Origin of the sequence: Acinetobacter towneri DSM 14962 = CIP 107472 (assembly GCF_000368785.1) — a bacterium.
GTDB lineage: Bacteria > Pseudomonadota > Gammaproteobacteria > Pseudomonadales > Moraxellaceae > Acinetobacter > Acinetobacter towneri.
In genome coordinates, this window is record NZ_KB849689.1 from 398653 (window position 1) to 413043 (window position 14391).

The 14391-nt window shown below is 40.7% G+C and carries 14 protein-coding genes; 4 read left to right on the forward strand and 10 right to left on the reverse strand.

Features of this window, described 5'->3' with window-relative positions; all coding sequences use genetic code 11:
* The first annotated feature begins 5 nt into the window (after positions 1 to 5).
* The gene (gene aroC, locus F947_RS06185; protein ID WP_004973401.1) at positions 6 to 1100 is read left to right on the forward strand and encodes a chorismate synthase; all 1095 of its coding nucleotides are present in this window, start codon (positions 6 to 8) and stop codon (positions 1098 to 1100) included.
* A 251-nt stretch (positions 1101 to 1351) separates the two neighbouring features.
* On the opposite strand, the gene F947_RS06190 is transcribed toward aroC, so the two are convergent.
* The 8 genes from F947_RS06190 to F947_RS06225 form a co-directional block, all read right to left on the reverse strand.
* A complete protein-coding gene (locus F947_RS06190) occupies positions 1352 to 1651 on the reverse strand; it encodes a cyd operon YbgE family protein (RefSeq protein WP_004973403.1) in 300 nt (99 codons plus the stop codon).
* A 4-nt stretch (positions 1652 to 1655) separates the two neighbouring features.
* Positions 1656 to 1757: a cytochrome bd-I oxidase subunit CydX gene (cydX, locus tag F947_RS14250; protein WP_004860610.1), complete on the reverse strand. Its 102-nt coding sequence runs from the start codon at positions 1755 to 1757 to the stop codon at positions 1656 to 1658.
* Positions 1758 to 1781: 24 nt separating this feature from the next.
* Entirely contained in the window at positions 1782 to 2927 is a 1146-nt protein-coding gene (gene cydB, locus F947_RS06200; RefSeq protein ID WP_004973405.1) for a cytochrome d ubiquinol oxidase subunit II, read from the reverse strand.
* 2 nt (positions 2928 to 2929) lie between these two features.
* Positions 2930 to 4510: a cytochrome ubiquinol oxidase subunit I gene (locus F947_RS06205; protein WP_004973406.1), complete on the reverse strand. Its 1581-nt coding sequence runs from the start codon at positions 4508 to 4510 to the stop codon at positions 2930 to 2932.
* Positions 4510 to 4701 carry a cytochrome oxidase putative small subunit CydP gene (gene cydP, locus F947_RS06210; protein WP_004973408.1) on the reverse strand — a complete coding sequence of 64 codons (192 nt, stop codon included), beginning with the start codon at positions 4699 to 4701 and terminating at the stop codon, positions 4510 to 4512. The genes F947_RS06205 and cydP overlap by 1 nt, the downstream gene beginning before the upstream one ends.
* 554 nt (positions 4702 to 5255) lie before the next feature.
* Positions 5256 to 5864: an OB-fold-containig protein gene (locus F947_RS06215; protein WP_004973411.1), complete on the reverse strand. Its 609-nt coding sequence runs from the start codon at positions 5862 to 5864 to the stop codon at positions 5256 to 5258.
* Positions 5865 to 6017: 153 nt separating this feature from the next.
* Positions 6018 to 6329: a Rieske (2Fe-2S) protein gene (locus F947_RS06220; protein WP_171062577.1), complete on the reverse strand. Its 312-nt coding sequence runs from the start codon at positions 6327 to 6329 to the stop codon at positions 6018 to 6020.
* Positions 6330 to 6343: 14 nt separating this feature from the next.
* The gene (locus F947_RS06225) at positions 6344 to 7348 is read right to left on the reverse strand and encodes an adenosine kinase (RefSeq protein ID WP_004973415.1); all 1005 of its coding nucleotides are present in this window, start codon (positions 7346 to 7348) and stop codon (positions 6344 to 6346) included.
* A 139-nt stretch (positions 7349 to 7487) separates the two neighbouring features.
* On the opposite strand from F947_RS06225, the gene F947_RS06230 reads away from it, so the two are divergent.
* The 3 genes from F947_RS06230 (at position 7488) to F947_RS06240 (ending at position 12211) form a co-directional block, all read left to right on the forward strand.
* The gene (locus F947_RS06230) at positions 7488 to 7937 is read left to right on the forward strand and encodes a GNAT family N-acetyltransferase (RefSeq protein WP_004973417.1); all 450 of its coding nucleotides are present in this window, start codon (positions 7488 to 7490) and stop codon (positions 7935 to 7937) included.
* Positions 7938 to 8088: 151 nt separating this feature from the next.
* On the forward strand, positions 8089 to 11028 hold the full coding sequence (locus F947_RS06235) for an insulinase family protein (RefSeq protein WP_004973419.1): 2940 nt from the start codon (positions 8089 to 8091) through the stop codon (positions 11026 to 11028).
* Positions 11029 to 11062: 34 nt separating this feature from the next.
* Positions 11063 to 12211 carry a phospholipase A gene (locus tag F947_RS06240; protein ID WP_004973421.1) on the forward strand — a complete coding sequence of 383 codons (1149 nt, stop codon included), beginning with the start codon at positions 11063 to 11065 and terminating at the stop codon, positions 12209 to 12211.
* A 96-nt stretch (positions 12212 to 12307) separates the two neighbouring features.
* On the opposite strand, the gene F947_RS06245 is transcribed toward F947_RS06240, so the two are convergent.
* Together F947_RS06245 and F947_RS06250 are read right to left on the reverse strand one after the other, a co-directional pair.
* Positions 12308 to 13648 carry a TrkH family potassium uptake protein gene (locus tag F947_RS06245; protein ID WP_004973423.1) on the reverse strand — a complete coding sequence of 447 codons (1341 nt, stop codon included), beginning with the start codon at positions 13646 to 13648 and terminating at the stop codon, positions 12308 to 12310.
* A complete protein-coding gene (locus tag F947_RS06250; protein WP_004973425.1) occupies positions 13645 to 14301 on the reverse strand; it encodes a potassium channel family protein in 657 nt (218 codons plus the stop codon). Before F947_RS06250 ends, F947_RS06245 begins: the two co-directional genes overlap by 4 nt.
* Between the last annotated feature and the right edge of the window lie 90 nt (positions 14302 to 14391).

The following is a 14391-nucleotide window of genomic DNA, read 5'->3' on the forward strand; positions in this document are numbered from 1 at the left end:
TGGACGTGGCAGGTAATAGTATAGGGCAACTTTTCCGTGTAACGACTTGTGGTGAATCTCATGGCGTAGGTCTGATGGCGATTGTCGATGGCGTGCCACCGGGGATTGAACTGTCTGCAGAAGATTTACAAAAAGATTTGGATCGCCGTAAACCGGGTACGTCTAAGTTTGCGACACAGCGTAAAGAACCCGATGAAGTTGAAATTATTTCAGGTGTTTTTGAAGGTAAAACCACTGGAACTTCAATTGGTTTACTTATTCGTAATACCGACCAAAAGTCGAAAGACTACGGCAATATTGCACAGACTTTCCGCCCCGGGCATGCAGACTATACCTATACGCAAAAGTATGGTTTCCGCGATTATCGTGGTGGTGGACGTTCAAGCGCACGTGAAACAGCAATGCGCGTTGCAGCAGGTGCAATTGCAAAAAAATACCTGTTCGAAAAATTTGGAATTGTGATTCGTGGTCACGTCACGCAAATTGGCACAGAAAAAGCTGAAAAGCTAGATTGGAACGAAGTACCAAATAATCCATTTTTCTGTGGCGATGCCGATGCTGTACCACGTTTTGAAGCATTGGTAACGTCTTTGCGTGAACAGGGTACAAGCTGTGGTGCAAAACTGGAAATTGTAGCTGAAAAAGTGCCTGTGGGTTGGGGCGAACCTGTTTTTGATCGTTTAGATGCCGATATTGCCCATGCCATGATGTCTATCAATGCTGTGAAAGGCGTTGAAATTGGAGATGGTTTTGCAGTGGCAGCGCAGTTTGGGCATGAAACCCGTGATGAACTGACCACTGACGGCTTTTTGGCGAACCATGCAGGCGGTATTTTAGGCGGTATTTCTAGTGGTCAAGATATTCGTGTTGCGATTGCTTTAAAACCAACAGCCAGTATTACCACGCCAGGCAAAACCATTAATTTAAACCGTGAAGATACAGACGTACTGACCAAAGGACGCCATGATCCTTGCGTAGGTGTGCGTGCAACGCCAATTGCAGAAGCTATGCTTGCGATTGTGTTGATGGATCATTTCATGCGTCATCGTGCGCAAAATGCCGATGTGGTTGCACCGTTTGCACCCATTGAGCCAAAATAACAATATGCTTTAAGCAAGACGTATTGTCATCGATAGTTATAAAAATATTGTTGAGAAAGAAGCCAAACACCAGCGTTTGGCTTTTTAATACCTGAATTTTGAGATTAGTTCATCTTTTAGATTGTGCGTTTCAAAATTTTGTACGCTGTTTTTTATAATGAAGATGCAAGGAATGATCTGCGGCTCCTAAAATTAGGCCAATAAAAAAGAGCGCATATCGCGCTCTTTTTAAGGAACTTATTTACACTTCATTAAAGGAACCAAGTGTAATAACCCCAAATCATCAATGGCCAAGCCACAAATGGGCTAAATAACCATTTCCAAAACCAGAAGCGTGGAATAAAACCAACACCGTGTACAAAGCCACCTGAAATACCAATCATAATAAACATCATGGCACGGTGGCTATATTCACCGTTGGCATCCAGCATTGCTGCTGGATGAAGAAGCAGTACAGCTGCGAGTGGGAATGCCAATAAACATGAAATAACCATCGCAATCTTGTTCGGTTTTTGAACTGTTGTTTCAGCGTTCACTGCAGTGTCTGTCATCTAATTATTCCTCGTCAAGGTCTTGATGAGATTCAATATACAGGGCACTCAAGACACCTGCAAAGCATGCCATCAGAATACCGAGAATCCATGCAAAGTACCACATAATTTATTCTCCTTAGACACAGCCTTAGTAAAGGCTGTGTGAATTCTCTTTAATGTGCTTGTTGGTGATAACGCCCCACATTTTGTAGTAACACCAAGTGGTGTATAGCAAAATAATTGGTACGAAGATACATGCTGCAACAGTCATTACAGTTAATGTGTTTTTACTTGATACCGCATCCCACATGGTCAAGCTTGCAACTGGGTTGAGGCTTGATGGCATTAAGAATGGGAACAATGCAAAACCTGCAGTTAAAATCGCACCGATCACCGCTAAAGATGAACCTGTGAAACTTAAACCAGCTTTGTTTTTACCTGCTGCAAGAATAATCAAAATACCGCCCAAGATGCCCATAATTGGTGCAATCATGGTAATAGGGTACGCTGAGTAGTTGTTCATCCAACCTGGGTTTGCATTGGTTAAAACTTCTTTAGCCAATGGGTTTGCTACGCCGTTCGTGTCGTATGGAGTGACTAGGGTATAACCTTCGATACCACCGAAGTATAGCCATGCGCCTGCACCCAAGAAACACACAAGGAACACAATGCCCATGATTTGCGTTGCTTTTGCAGAGCGTGCACGTAAGTCACCATCGGTACGCAGCATTAACCATGCACCACCATGCGCGCAAAGCATAGACAAGCTGACTAAACCACACACTAAAGCGAATGGGTTTAATAATGCAAAGAAGCTGCCTGTATATGTTGAACGTACAGTTTCGTCTAGGGTAAATGGTACGCCAAGGAACATATTACCAAACGCAACACCGAACACTAATGCAGGAACTGCACCACCTACAGCCAAACCCCAGTCCCAAGATGTACGCCATTTGGTGTTTTCAAGTTTTGAGCGGTAGTCAAAACCAACTGGGCGCAGGAATAGGGCAAACAGAACTAAGAGTAGTGCCCAATACATGCCTGAGAATGCTGTTGCATATACCATTGGCCAAGCAGCAAATAACGCGCCACCCGCTGTAATGAACCAAACCTGGTTACCATCCCAGTGCGGTGCAATCGTGTTGATTGCAGCACGGCGTTCTTCGTCATTTTTACCTACAAATGGCATGATCGCCATTGAGCCCATGTCGAAGCCATCGGTGAGGGCAAAGCCAATGAGTAATACACCCACTAACACCCACCAAATGATTTTGAGTAATTCATATTCGATCATGCTTAAGCCTCCTCATTGGCTTTTTTCGCAGCTTCAATTTTCTCGAAGTGGTATTTACCAGTATGAAGCGAGCTTGGGCCTAGACGTGAGAATTTGATCATCAAGTACATTTCAATAATCAGCAAAACGGTATAGAACGCTGCCAATGCAATGATTGAGCCCCATACGTCGCCAGTGCTGAGTGAAGATGCAGACAAGTGTGTTGGAAGTACTTCACCAATTGTCCATGGTTGACGACCAACTTCTGCTACATACCAACCTGTTTGCGCTGCAATCCAAGGTAATGGTAATGAGAATAACGCAAATTTTAATAACCAAGGTTTACTTTCTGCGTTGCGTTTAGCCACTGCAAAAGTTGCAAGTGCGAATAACAACAGCATTAAGAAACCAGAAGCTACCATGGCACGGAATGCCCAGAACAAACTTGGTACGTGTGGAATAGTATCCGCAGCAGCCATTTTAATTTGTTCGTCAGTCGCATCTACTACGTTTGGCGTGTATTTTTTCAACAATAAACCATAACCCAAATCGGTTTGAGTTTGCTCAAATGCAGCTTTAAGTTCAGGAGATTGGTCGCCCGCACGTAATTGCTCAAGTTGTTGATAAGCAACCATACCGTTACGAATACGAACTTCGTGGTTTGCGATCAGGTCTTTAATACCAGTCACTTCTTCGGTGATAGAACGCGTTGCAATAATCCCCATTACATAAGGAATTTTAACTGCGTAATCTGTCGTTTGCGTTTCTTTGTTTGGAATACCAAATAAAGTGAACGCTGCAGGAGCAGGGTGAGTATCCCATTCTGCTTCAATTGCTGCGAGTTTGGTTTTTTGAACATCACCTAATTCATAACCTGATTCATCACCAAGTAGAATTACAGATAAAGTAGAAGCTAAACCGAAAATTGCTGCAATAGCGAATGAACGACGCGCAAATGGCAAGTCTTGCTTTTTCAATAAGTAATAACTTGAAATCGCTAAAACGAAAATAGCACCCGTTACATAACCTGCAGAAACAGTGTGTACGAATTTAACTTGCGCAACAGGGTTTAAAATTAACGCCCCGAAGTCAACCAATTCCATACGCATGGTTTCGTAGTTAAAGGTAGAACCCACTGGGTTCTGCATCCAGCCGTTGGCAACTAAAATCCAGAGAGCGGACATATTAGAACCAAGCGCAACCAGCCACGTTACACATAAGTGCTGCACTTTGGAGAGGCGATCCCATCCAAAGAAGAATAAACCAATGAAGGTCGATTCTAAGAAGAAGGCCATTAAACCTTCAATTGCGAGTGGTGCACCAAAGATATCACCCACGTAGTGTGAGTAATACGCCCAGTTTGTACCAAACTGGAACTCCATGGTTAAACCAGTGGTTACCCCTAAGGCAAAGTTAATACCGAAGAGTTTTCCCCAGAATTTGGTCATGTCTTTATAAATTTCTTTACCAGAAATCACATACGTGGTTTCCATAATGGCAAGAATAAAAGCCAGACCTAAAGTCAGTGGAACAAAAATAAAGTGATACATCGCGGTCATTGCGAATTGGAACCGCGAGAGATCGACCACGCTTTCAGAAATCATCAACGTGTCTCCTTGATTGAGGAAGGACTGCCAGCAATACGCTCAGCAACTTGTGAATCAAAATTTTGAGGAATAGTTGGGGCATCAAACCAAATATTTTTGATGACCATTAACAGCACGACCTTAATTATTAAAATGACCGTGAGTTCACGAACTACTTTTCTATTTAAATCTTTAGGAACTAAGCTCACTTTTATAAGCCTATTTTTTAAACTGTGTTTTATATTATTAAACAAAAACATACAAAAAAAAATAGCTGGCACAGTTAAAATGAAAATATATTGTTAACTTATTATAAATCAATGGTTTGTTTTTGTGTTTTGCTGATAATAAACGGGAGGAATTAGTATTTTTTAAACTTGACAGGAACACTTGTAATTAATAATTCCAAATCTGACTAAAATGCTTATATTTTAAAAAAGCAAATCTGACTAAATTGCTATGAATAAAAATCAATCTAAAAACCACAATAAATTAGAGATATTATCAGCTAATAATTATTCTCATTCATTTGTTAAAGTTTAATGACGATTCCGCACATTTTTTTTATTTCCCTACAATGTAGTGGTGCTTTGTCTTTGGCTTAGTCTAACGTAAATAGCATTTTTTCATAATAAGTTTGTTTAAATATTGTTCAGATCACATGAAGTGTATCATTTATAAATAAACAGATTGCGTTGAGTTTGAGTGAAAAATTTTAACTTTCTTAGGTCAGCAAGATTGGTTTTAAATCTTAAAAAATAACTTATTGATTGCTAAATAGGTTATTTGATGCCGAAATTTTTTTGGCAAGATAGTGAGATCTTTTTTTGCGCACAATAATAATTTGAGCTTGAAATTCAAGTTCACCAAATTCAGGTTCAACCTGCACATAATGCAGTTGCCCAAACTCATCACGTACACGTGCTTGTGCAGAAAAACCAGGACGGGCATTACCACTGGAAATTGTGGCTAAACGTCCGAGTAAATCGACTTGGCGCACGCTATATTTGGGCTTAATCACTTGGTCTAAACAGTGAATCATAAAGACTGTAAAAAAGATGGCAATAATAAACGCTGGAATAATAATGTAATAAGCGGGAACGAAATGTTGTTGTTGTGAGTAAATTAAAAACTGTAAAAAATATCCTGCAACACTGAAATTCATCAGTAAAAAAATAAAAATCAGTACCTTAGAAAATTTAACATCTAAAAGTGGTGATTCTGTAATCCGTTGTGAAAATGCACGCTTGAGCAACTGACTTGGACGAAAATTAAAGTAATAACCAATCGTTTCGACAGTGCTGAGTAGCAATAAAACAACTAGGCTGAGGTGAAAGGGCATTAAGTTCAAATCAGATAAAAACTCATGCATGCGCTAAACTCACGTGTTGAAATATTTATAGGTGATGCTATTTAGACACAGATCATTGATCTAGCTCTGCTTAGAGAGCATAGATAAATGATCTAGTTTTGTATAGAGCTAAGATTTGGAACTTTTCGCTTCTTTCTGAAAGTTGCAAAAAAGTTAGTCGTTCATCAAGTAAATCCCACCATCTGAATGAACGCTGATCTCGACTTTTTCAAGTGATTGACCTAAACAAGGGCCAGAAATACATTCACCTGTTTCAACCATAAACAATGCACCATGCGTTGAGCATTCGATATATTCTTGGTCGCGGTCTAAGAACTGGTTTTCTAAAAATTCTAATTCCACTTGTAGGTGTGGGCAGACGTTTTGGTAAGCGTAATACATGCCATCACGTTGGGTGATAAAAATTGTGTCACCATTTGGCGTTTCGTAGGCACGTGCTTCACGCTCAGGAATGTCTTCCATCATACAAATTTTATTCATTATGCAGATTCCTTTTGAATGCTATGCAAAAGTTTAGCGTAATCTTCTACCGCAAGACGAGGGCCGAATTGAGAAACCACTTCACTTGAAATCAGAATGGCAAGTTGAGCTGCAGTTTGGAAACCTAAGCCTGCATTGAGTGCATACAGGAATGAACCTGCAAAGGCATCACCCGCACCGTTGGCATCAACAGCAGTGACTTGACGACCTGGTACAGAAAAAGCGTTGTTGCCATCATAAATTAGGGCACCTTGTGCGCTCAATGTAATGACAATGTATTTGCTTTTTTGTTTTAGTTGTTCTAATGCCGCTTCAGCCGTTTCCGTTCCTGTGTACATCATGGCTTCTTGCTGGTTACAGAAGATCAAATCCACACCATCATCTAGTAATTCATCCAAACCTTCACGCGCATATTGCACCATGGCAGGATCAGATAAAGTCAGTGCAATTTTAACCTGATTGGCTTTGGCAATTTCACGCGCTTGTTTTACCGCAGCACGTGCAGTATCACTAGTAGATAAATAACCTTCGATATAAAGCCATTTTGCTGTTTTAAGTGGCTCAAAATCAATTTGTGTAGCAGAAAGTTCTGCGGTAATGCCCAAGTAAGTATGCATGGTACGTTCAGAATCATCACTCACAAGTACCATACAAGTCCCTGTAACGCCTTCACTGACCGATTTGGTTGTGGTGTGAATACCTGCTTCATTTAAGCCTTTGAGGTAAATATCACCCAATTCATCGTTACCAACACGGCAGGCATAGAAGGCTTGACCACCTAAAGCACTAAATGCAACGGTGGTATTTGCGGCAGAACCACCCGAAGCTTGGCCTTTATGTCTTTGTGTTTTAATTAAGTTGTTGTATAAATTTGCTTGTGTTTCACCATCGGTTAATTGCATAGTACCTTTTTGCAAGCTATGTTGAATGAGAAAGTCATCCGAGACTTGAAATTCTTGGTCAATTAATGCATTACCAATTGCAAAAAGGTCAACAGTTGCCATGTCTTTAAATCACAGTCAAAATTAAAAACGCTAAGTTTACACCAATGCTCAGGATTGCTGTAGTTTCATGAATAAAATTCAGCTGAATGAATGTTATTGATGAAAAATAGGGGTTTAGCAGAGTTATCAGGAAGGTTAGATGAACATCGAAATTAAAGAAGCACAAGAGTTACCAACGCAAATTCAGACTTTGGCCAAACATGCTGCTCAAGAAGGCTTTGATTTTGTCCATCGTTTAATTGAAGAATGGGAAAGTGGTAAAAACCGCTTTAATCAGCCTGGTGAGTTTTTATTGTTTGTTTACGATGGTGATCAATTGGTTGCATGTGGTGGCTTAAACCAGCAATGGAATGAGCAAGATATTGAAAGTCGTATTGGACGTGTACGTCGTTTTTATGTTTTGCCAAATTATCGTAAACATGGCGTAGGTAAACAGCTCTTGCAACATTTAGAGAAAAAAGCACGTGCTAATTTTTCGGCGTTGTGTTTAAACACTGATACCAAATCGGCAGCGCATTTTTATCAAAAACAGAATTATGTGTATGTCGAAAATCATCCAAACTATAGTTATTTTAAATACCTGATCTAGTTTTGCTCATGCTACAAGCAGCAGTGTAGGCAGCATTTTGTTGATACTTTGCAAATTTCAATCAATTTAGTCGGGTTTTCAACGTGAATTATCTAAAGAACTAAAGCTATAATGGCTTTAGTTTTTTATTTGCTTATTTTTAGGAGATCACATGACTGTAGATGTCACTGAAACCATTTCCCAGACTGTACATCCTGCGTTTCAGTTGGTACGTCAACACCATGTTGAAGCCTTAGACATTTTAGTGTCTGAATATAAACATAAAGTTACAGGTGCGGTGCATTATCATTTGGCGACAGATCATGATGAAAATGTATTTTTAGTCGCATTTCGCACTCAGCCGATGGACTCCAAAGGTGAGGCACATATTTTAGAACATACTGCGTTGTGTGGTTCTGAAAAATTCCCTGTCCGTGACCCGTTTTTTTTAATGATTCGTCGTTCATTGAATACTTTTATGAACGCATTTACCGCGGCAGATTGGACGGCTTATCCATTTGCAACACAAAACAAAAAAGATTTCCAAAACCTGCTTGCGGTGTATATGGATGCGGCTTTTGCAGCCAATTTAAATCCTCTGGATTTTGCTCAGGAAGGTATTCGTATTGAGCTGGAAAATGGCGAGCCTGTTTATAAAGGCGTGGTATTTAATGAAATGAAAGGTGCGATGAGTTCGCCATCCGATCAGCTTTATCATCAATTGGCTTATCATTTATTCCCTGAAACGACTTATCACTACAATTCAGGCGGTGACCCGAAAGATATTCCAGATTTAACCTATCAAGAATTGGTAGATTTTTATAAGTCACATTATCACCCAAGTAATGCGGTATTTATGACTTTTGGCAATACGCCTGCATACGATTTACAAGAACAGTTTGAACAGTTGGCTTTGGCGAAATTTGAGCAGGGCGAAACGCTATATTCGAAACCTGAACGTCGTTTAGCAGCACCAGTGTCAGTGACTGAAAGTTATGCAGTCGATGCAGAAGAACTCAAAGATAAAACTTATCATGTTTTGGCGTGGTTATTGCCTGAAGCGAGCGATATTAAATTACGCTTGGGTATGCGTTTGGTTGAAGGTGTTTTACTCGAAAACTCTGCATCACCACTGCGTCATTATTTGGAAACTTGGGCGCATGCACAATCTACAGGGCCATTGATGGGTGTAGATGATTCCAACTTTGAAATGACGTTCTTCTGTGGTGTGCAAGGTTCTAACCCTGAACATGCAGCAGAATTTCAGGCGGGCGTTTTAAAAGTTTTACAAGACGTGGCTGCGCAGCCTGTAGATACGGCTTTGGTTGATGCAATTTTGCATCAAATTGAATTGCATCAGCGTGAAATTAATGGCGATGGTATGCCATACGGGTTGAGCTTGATTTTAAATGGTTTAAGCAGTGCAATTCACCACAATGACCCAATTCAGGTGTGGGATGTAGATACCGCAATTGAACAAGTCAAAGAAGAACTTAAAGACCCAATGTGGTTATCGCAATTAATTCAGACACATTTAATTGATAACCCACACCGTGTGCAAATGACTTTGGTACCGGATGCAGAAAAATCGGCCAAAGATACTGCACTTGAAAAAGCACGTTTGGCTGAAATTGGCGCACAACTCACAGATGAGCAAAAAGCAGAAATCGTCGCGCAAACGGAAGCTTTAAAAGTCCGTCAAGATACGCCCGATGATTTGAACTTATTGCCAAAAGTTGGTTTGGAAGATGTGCCTGCAGCCTTGCATATTGTGCAGGGTGAGTTGCGTGAAATTATCAGTAACCGCATTGATTATCCTTTAAATTTATATCATGCAGGAACCAATGGAATTTACTATCAGCAAGTGTTGATTCAAATTCCAGATGAAATTGTACAATCGCCATACTTTAATTTGCTGTCCATTTTAATGGGCGAAGTGGGTGCAGGTGAATACGGCTATTTAGAATTGCAACAGCTACAAACCGCAGTTAGCGGTGGTTTGGGCATGGGTGCATCTTTACGTTCTAAAGTCGATGACAAAAATCAGATCAGTGCATGGCTCACATTAACCACTAAGTCTTTGGTGAATAATCTTGAAGCCATCCGCTTGCTGAAATTAGCATTTGAGCAATTACGTTTTGATGAAAAAGACCGCATTATCGAGCTGTTACAACAACGAAAAACCCGTTGGCAGTCACGTTTGTCGGGTTCGGGGCACAGTTATGCCATGCAAATTGCAGGGCGTCATCACAGTGCTTTGGCGCAGCGTGATTACAACAACACAGGTTTGGGCGCATTAAATTGGTTGGCTGACTTGGTTGCTAAAATTGAAAAAGATACAGCGGAGTACGAGAAACTGATTGCTGAATTGCAATTGATCCACCATAAATTACTGCAAGCACCTAAACAATTTTTGTTGGTATGTGAAGAACATCAATCTGACCGTTTGGTCGAAGAAGTTCAAGAAGTTTGGGATAAACTTACTGTTGCAGAAAATCCTGCTGCTTTAACTCAAGTTCCTGTAGATGATTCAGCGCAAGATCAAGCATGGTTGATTCAAGCCAATGTGCAATTCTGTGCAGCAGCGTATCCTGCGGTGGAAGTGTCGCATCCTGATGCTGCACCTTTGATGGTATTGGCTGCATATTTGCGCAATGGTTTCTTACACAGCGCAATCCGTGAAAAAGGCGGCGCTTACGGTGGCGGTGCAAGCTACGATGGCAATGCATGTTCATTCCGTTTCTATAGTTATCGTGACCCACGCTTGGCAGAAACTTTTGCAGACTTTGAAGCGAGTATTGATTGGTTATTTAATGCAGAGCAGTTGCCGCATCAACTAGAAGAAGCGATTTTAGGTTTGATTGCCAGCATGGATAAACCGGGTTCGCCTGCAGGTGAAGCGATTACTGCATGTTATGCATTATTGCACGCGCGTACACCCTCATTCCGCACAGTATTACGTGAGCGTTTATTGGCGGTGACTTTAGACGATTTAAAACGTGTTGCAGAGCAATATTTGCGTCAGCAGCAAGCATCTAAAGCCGTAGTCGCACCTGTGTCAAAACGTGAAGCATTGCTCGAACTTGGTTTTGAAATTAAACAAGTGAACTGATACGTGAAATAACAACGAAAACTTGGGGGGATTTATGAGCGCGTTCAAACTGTTTGAACGCACAGGACTGTCGCTGAGTGTTGCCGCACTCAGCACAGTGTTTGTGGCGAAAACCTATGCACAAGACCCAGCTAGCTTAGTTGCACCTGCAACACCTGAAGCCTGTGTGGCTTTAGAGTCAAATGCTGATCGTTTGGTGTGTTACGATGCTCTGTTTAAAATTCCTGAAGCAGAAAAAACAGCGCTGATTAGCGAGCGTCAAGCTGCTCAGGCACTAGCGCCTGAACCCGAAACGGTGACAGAAAAAATTGCAGTAAGCGTAAGCAATTTATTTTCTTTTGATGTACCAAAGCTTGATCCGAATGTATCTTTACTGGATAAGCGTTGGGAACTTTCGGCAGACAGTAAGTTGGGTACATGGAATTTACGTGCTTATCAGCCTGTGTATTTAATGCCCGGCTTTTGGACCAGTGATAAAAACGAACGTCCTCAAAGTTTAAATAAGCAAAACACAGTTCAATTGGGTGAGGAGCAGAATCTTACTTCAATGGAAAGTAAATTTCAGCTTTCTTTAAAAACCAAAGCGGTTGAGAACTTGCTAGGGAATAATGGTGATGTCTGGTTAGGATATACCCAGTCTTCTCGCTGGCAAGTTTACAATGGTGATGAGTCACGCCCATTTCGTGAAATCAATTATGAGCCTGAAGCCAGTTTAATGTTCCGTACCAATTATCAGCTTTTTGGTTTACATGGGCGTTTGATGGGGCTGACATTGAATCACCAGTCCAATGGTCGTTCTGATCCATTATCACGCAGTTGGAATCGGGTGATTTTTAATTTAGGTTTTGAAAAAGACAATTTTGCCTTGATGTTACGTCCGTGGTATCGCATTGAAGAAGACCGCAGCGATGACAATAACCCTGAAATTAAAAATTATATCGGGCGTGGCGATATGTTGGCATTTTATCGCTGGAAAGAGCATGACTTTTCTTTGATGCTTCGTCATAGCTTAAAAGGCGGTGATGACGCGCACGGTGCAGCACAGTTTGACTGGGTTTTCCCAATCAGTGGAAAATTACGCGGTCATTTCCAATTGTTTGATGGTTATGGTGAAAGCCTGATTGATTATAACCACCGCGCCACCTATGTTGGTTTGGGTGTGTCTTTAATGAATTGGTTTTAAGTAGATTAAGATTGATTTCTCATTATTGCTCGCTGAATATAAAACGCCAATCTTGAAGATTGGCGTTTGTTTTTGAAGTCGGATCGTATCCAGCTTTTATCCAACTTGAATATCTGCGGTTGGATGTTTAAGTCGGCTTTTTTGTGGTGTGGCGATTAAATAAGCCAAAGTCAGCGGCCCTAAACGACCTGCAAACATCAACAACATTAAAATAATTAAGCTGGCAGGTTGTAATTCACCTGTAACACCACGGGATAAACCCACCGTGCACGCTGCAGATACAGCCTCAAACAACAGGTCTAAAAAATTCAGTTTCGGTTCAAGGGCAAGTAAGCTAAACAAACCGAGGCAAATTAACATACCTGTGATGCTGATCACCGCCAAAGCTTTAAAGGTGGTACGTTCAGGTACAGCATGATTAAACACACGCACCTCATCTGAACGTCTTAAAAAACTGATCACACTTAAAATGACAATAATAAATGTGCCAACTTTAATACCGCCTGCGGTACTGAGCGAACCACCACCAATAAACATCAGAAGCATGGTGAGCAAGGTCGAGCTATTTTGCATACTTGCGACATCTAGACTATTAAAGCCTGATGAGCGAGGAACGGTAGCGTGAAACCATGCATTGAGGGCTTGATCGCCAATACTCATGGCTGCAAGGGTATGTGGATTATTGGCTTCAATCGCCCAAATCAGCAGAAAGGCCACAAAGTTTAAACCAGCAATGGTCGATAAAATCAGCTTGCTATTGGGTGAGAGTTTTTTCCAGCGTTTGGCACGTTTAATATCCATGAGTACCACAAAACCAATACCGCCAATGATATACAGCATACTAATAGTTAAGGTAATCAGGTATTGATCTGCAAAACTCATTAAGCTATTGGGAAATAATGAAAATCCACCATTGTTAAAGGCTGAAACACTATAGAAAGCCGCATAGAAAAATGCATCGCTAAATGGATAATCCTGCATCCATGCCAAGGTTAAAATAACCGTGCCAATCCCTTCAAAAAACAATGAGTAGAGCAACACGCTTTTAATGGTCATCGACACTTTAGACAGGTTGGTTTGCCCAATGGTGTCTTGCGCCATGATTTGTTGTTTTAAACCAATTTTGGATGACAAACTTAAAACCGCTAAAATCGCAAAAGTCATAAAACCTAAGCCACCACATTGTAACAACAACATAATGACCATTTGCCCAAATACGGTATAAGCATCGCCAATATTCACTACAGACAATCCAGTGATCGTCACTGCAGATGTAGCAGTAAATAAGGCATTAATCCAACTCATCTCGCCATGATGGGAAATGGGCAGTTTCAGCAAGATTGTGCCAATGCTAATAAAGCTTAAAAAGCCCAGTGCCAAAAGACTGGGTGGGCTTAAATTGACAGTTTTGATTGGTTGTTTCGCTGTTTTTTTCATTCTGACTTAAATTGTTTAGATAAGCGTTTTAATGGTTCAAGTTGTCCTTCAACCACCAAAATATCATCTGTTTGTAGCATTAAATTGGATTCAAGCGTATAGAAAATCGTTTCGGCACGTTTAAACAGTAAAAGTTTAACCTCGGGTGCATGTGACATCAGACTATGAATGCGCGTGCCATGCAAGTTGTCTTTAATTTTTACTTTTACAATATAGTGGTTGTCGTTTAGGCTCATATAACGACTCACCATCGGATAACTCAGCGATTGCGCGATGCGAACGCCCATATCTTCTTCAGGGTGAATAATTTTACTTACGCCCAAATGGGTCAAAATCATGGTGTGCGCTTTACTTTTGGCTTTAACGTAAATTTTAGAAATACCCAAATTCTTTAAATTTAAGACACACAAAATACTGGCTTCAATATCTTCACCAATGGCGACCACCACTGCATCACAATTTTGAATATTCAGTTCTTCCAAAACGTGTTCATCGGTTGCATCGGCAATCACCGCATGGGTAATTTGATCGGCAATGTTTTCTACAAACTTTTTATTGCTATCAATCCCAATGACATCATGGTTGAGTTTGACCAATTGTGTCGCCACAGTTGCACCAAAGCTACCTAAACCAATGACAGCAAATTGTGCCATAGCATCATCCTGAAAAATTATATTATTCTTCCAATATTCTAAAATATTTTAGGGCTCTATACTGTAGCAATATGACTAAAAAACCGCTGA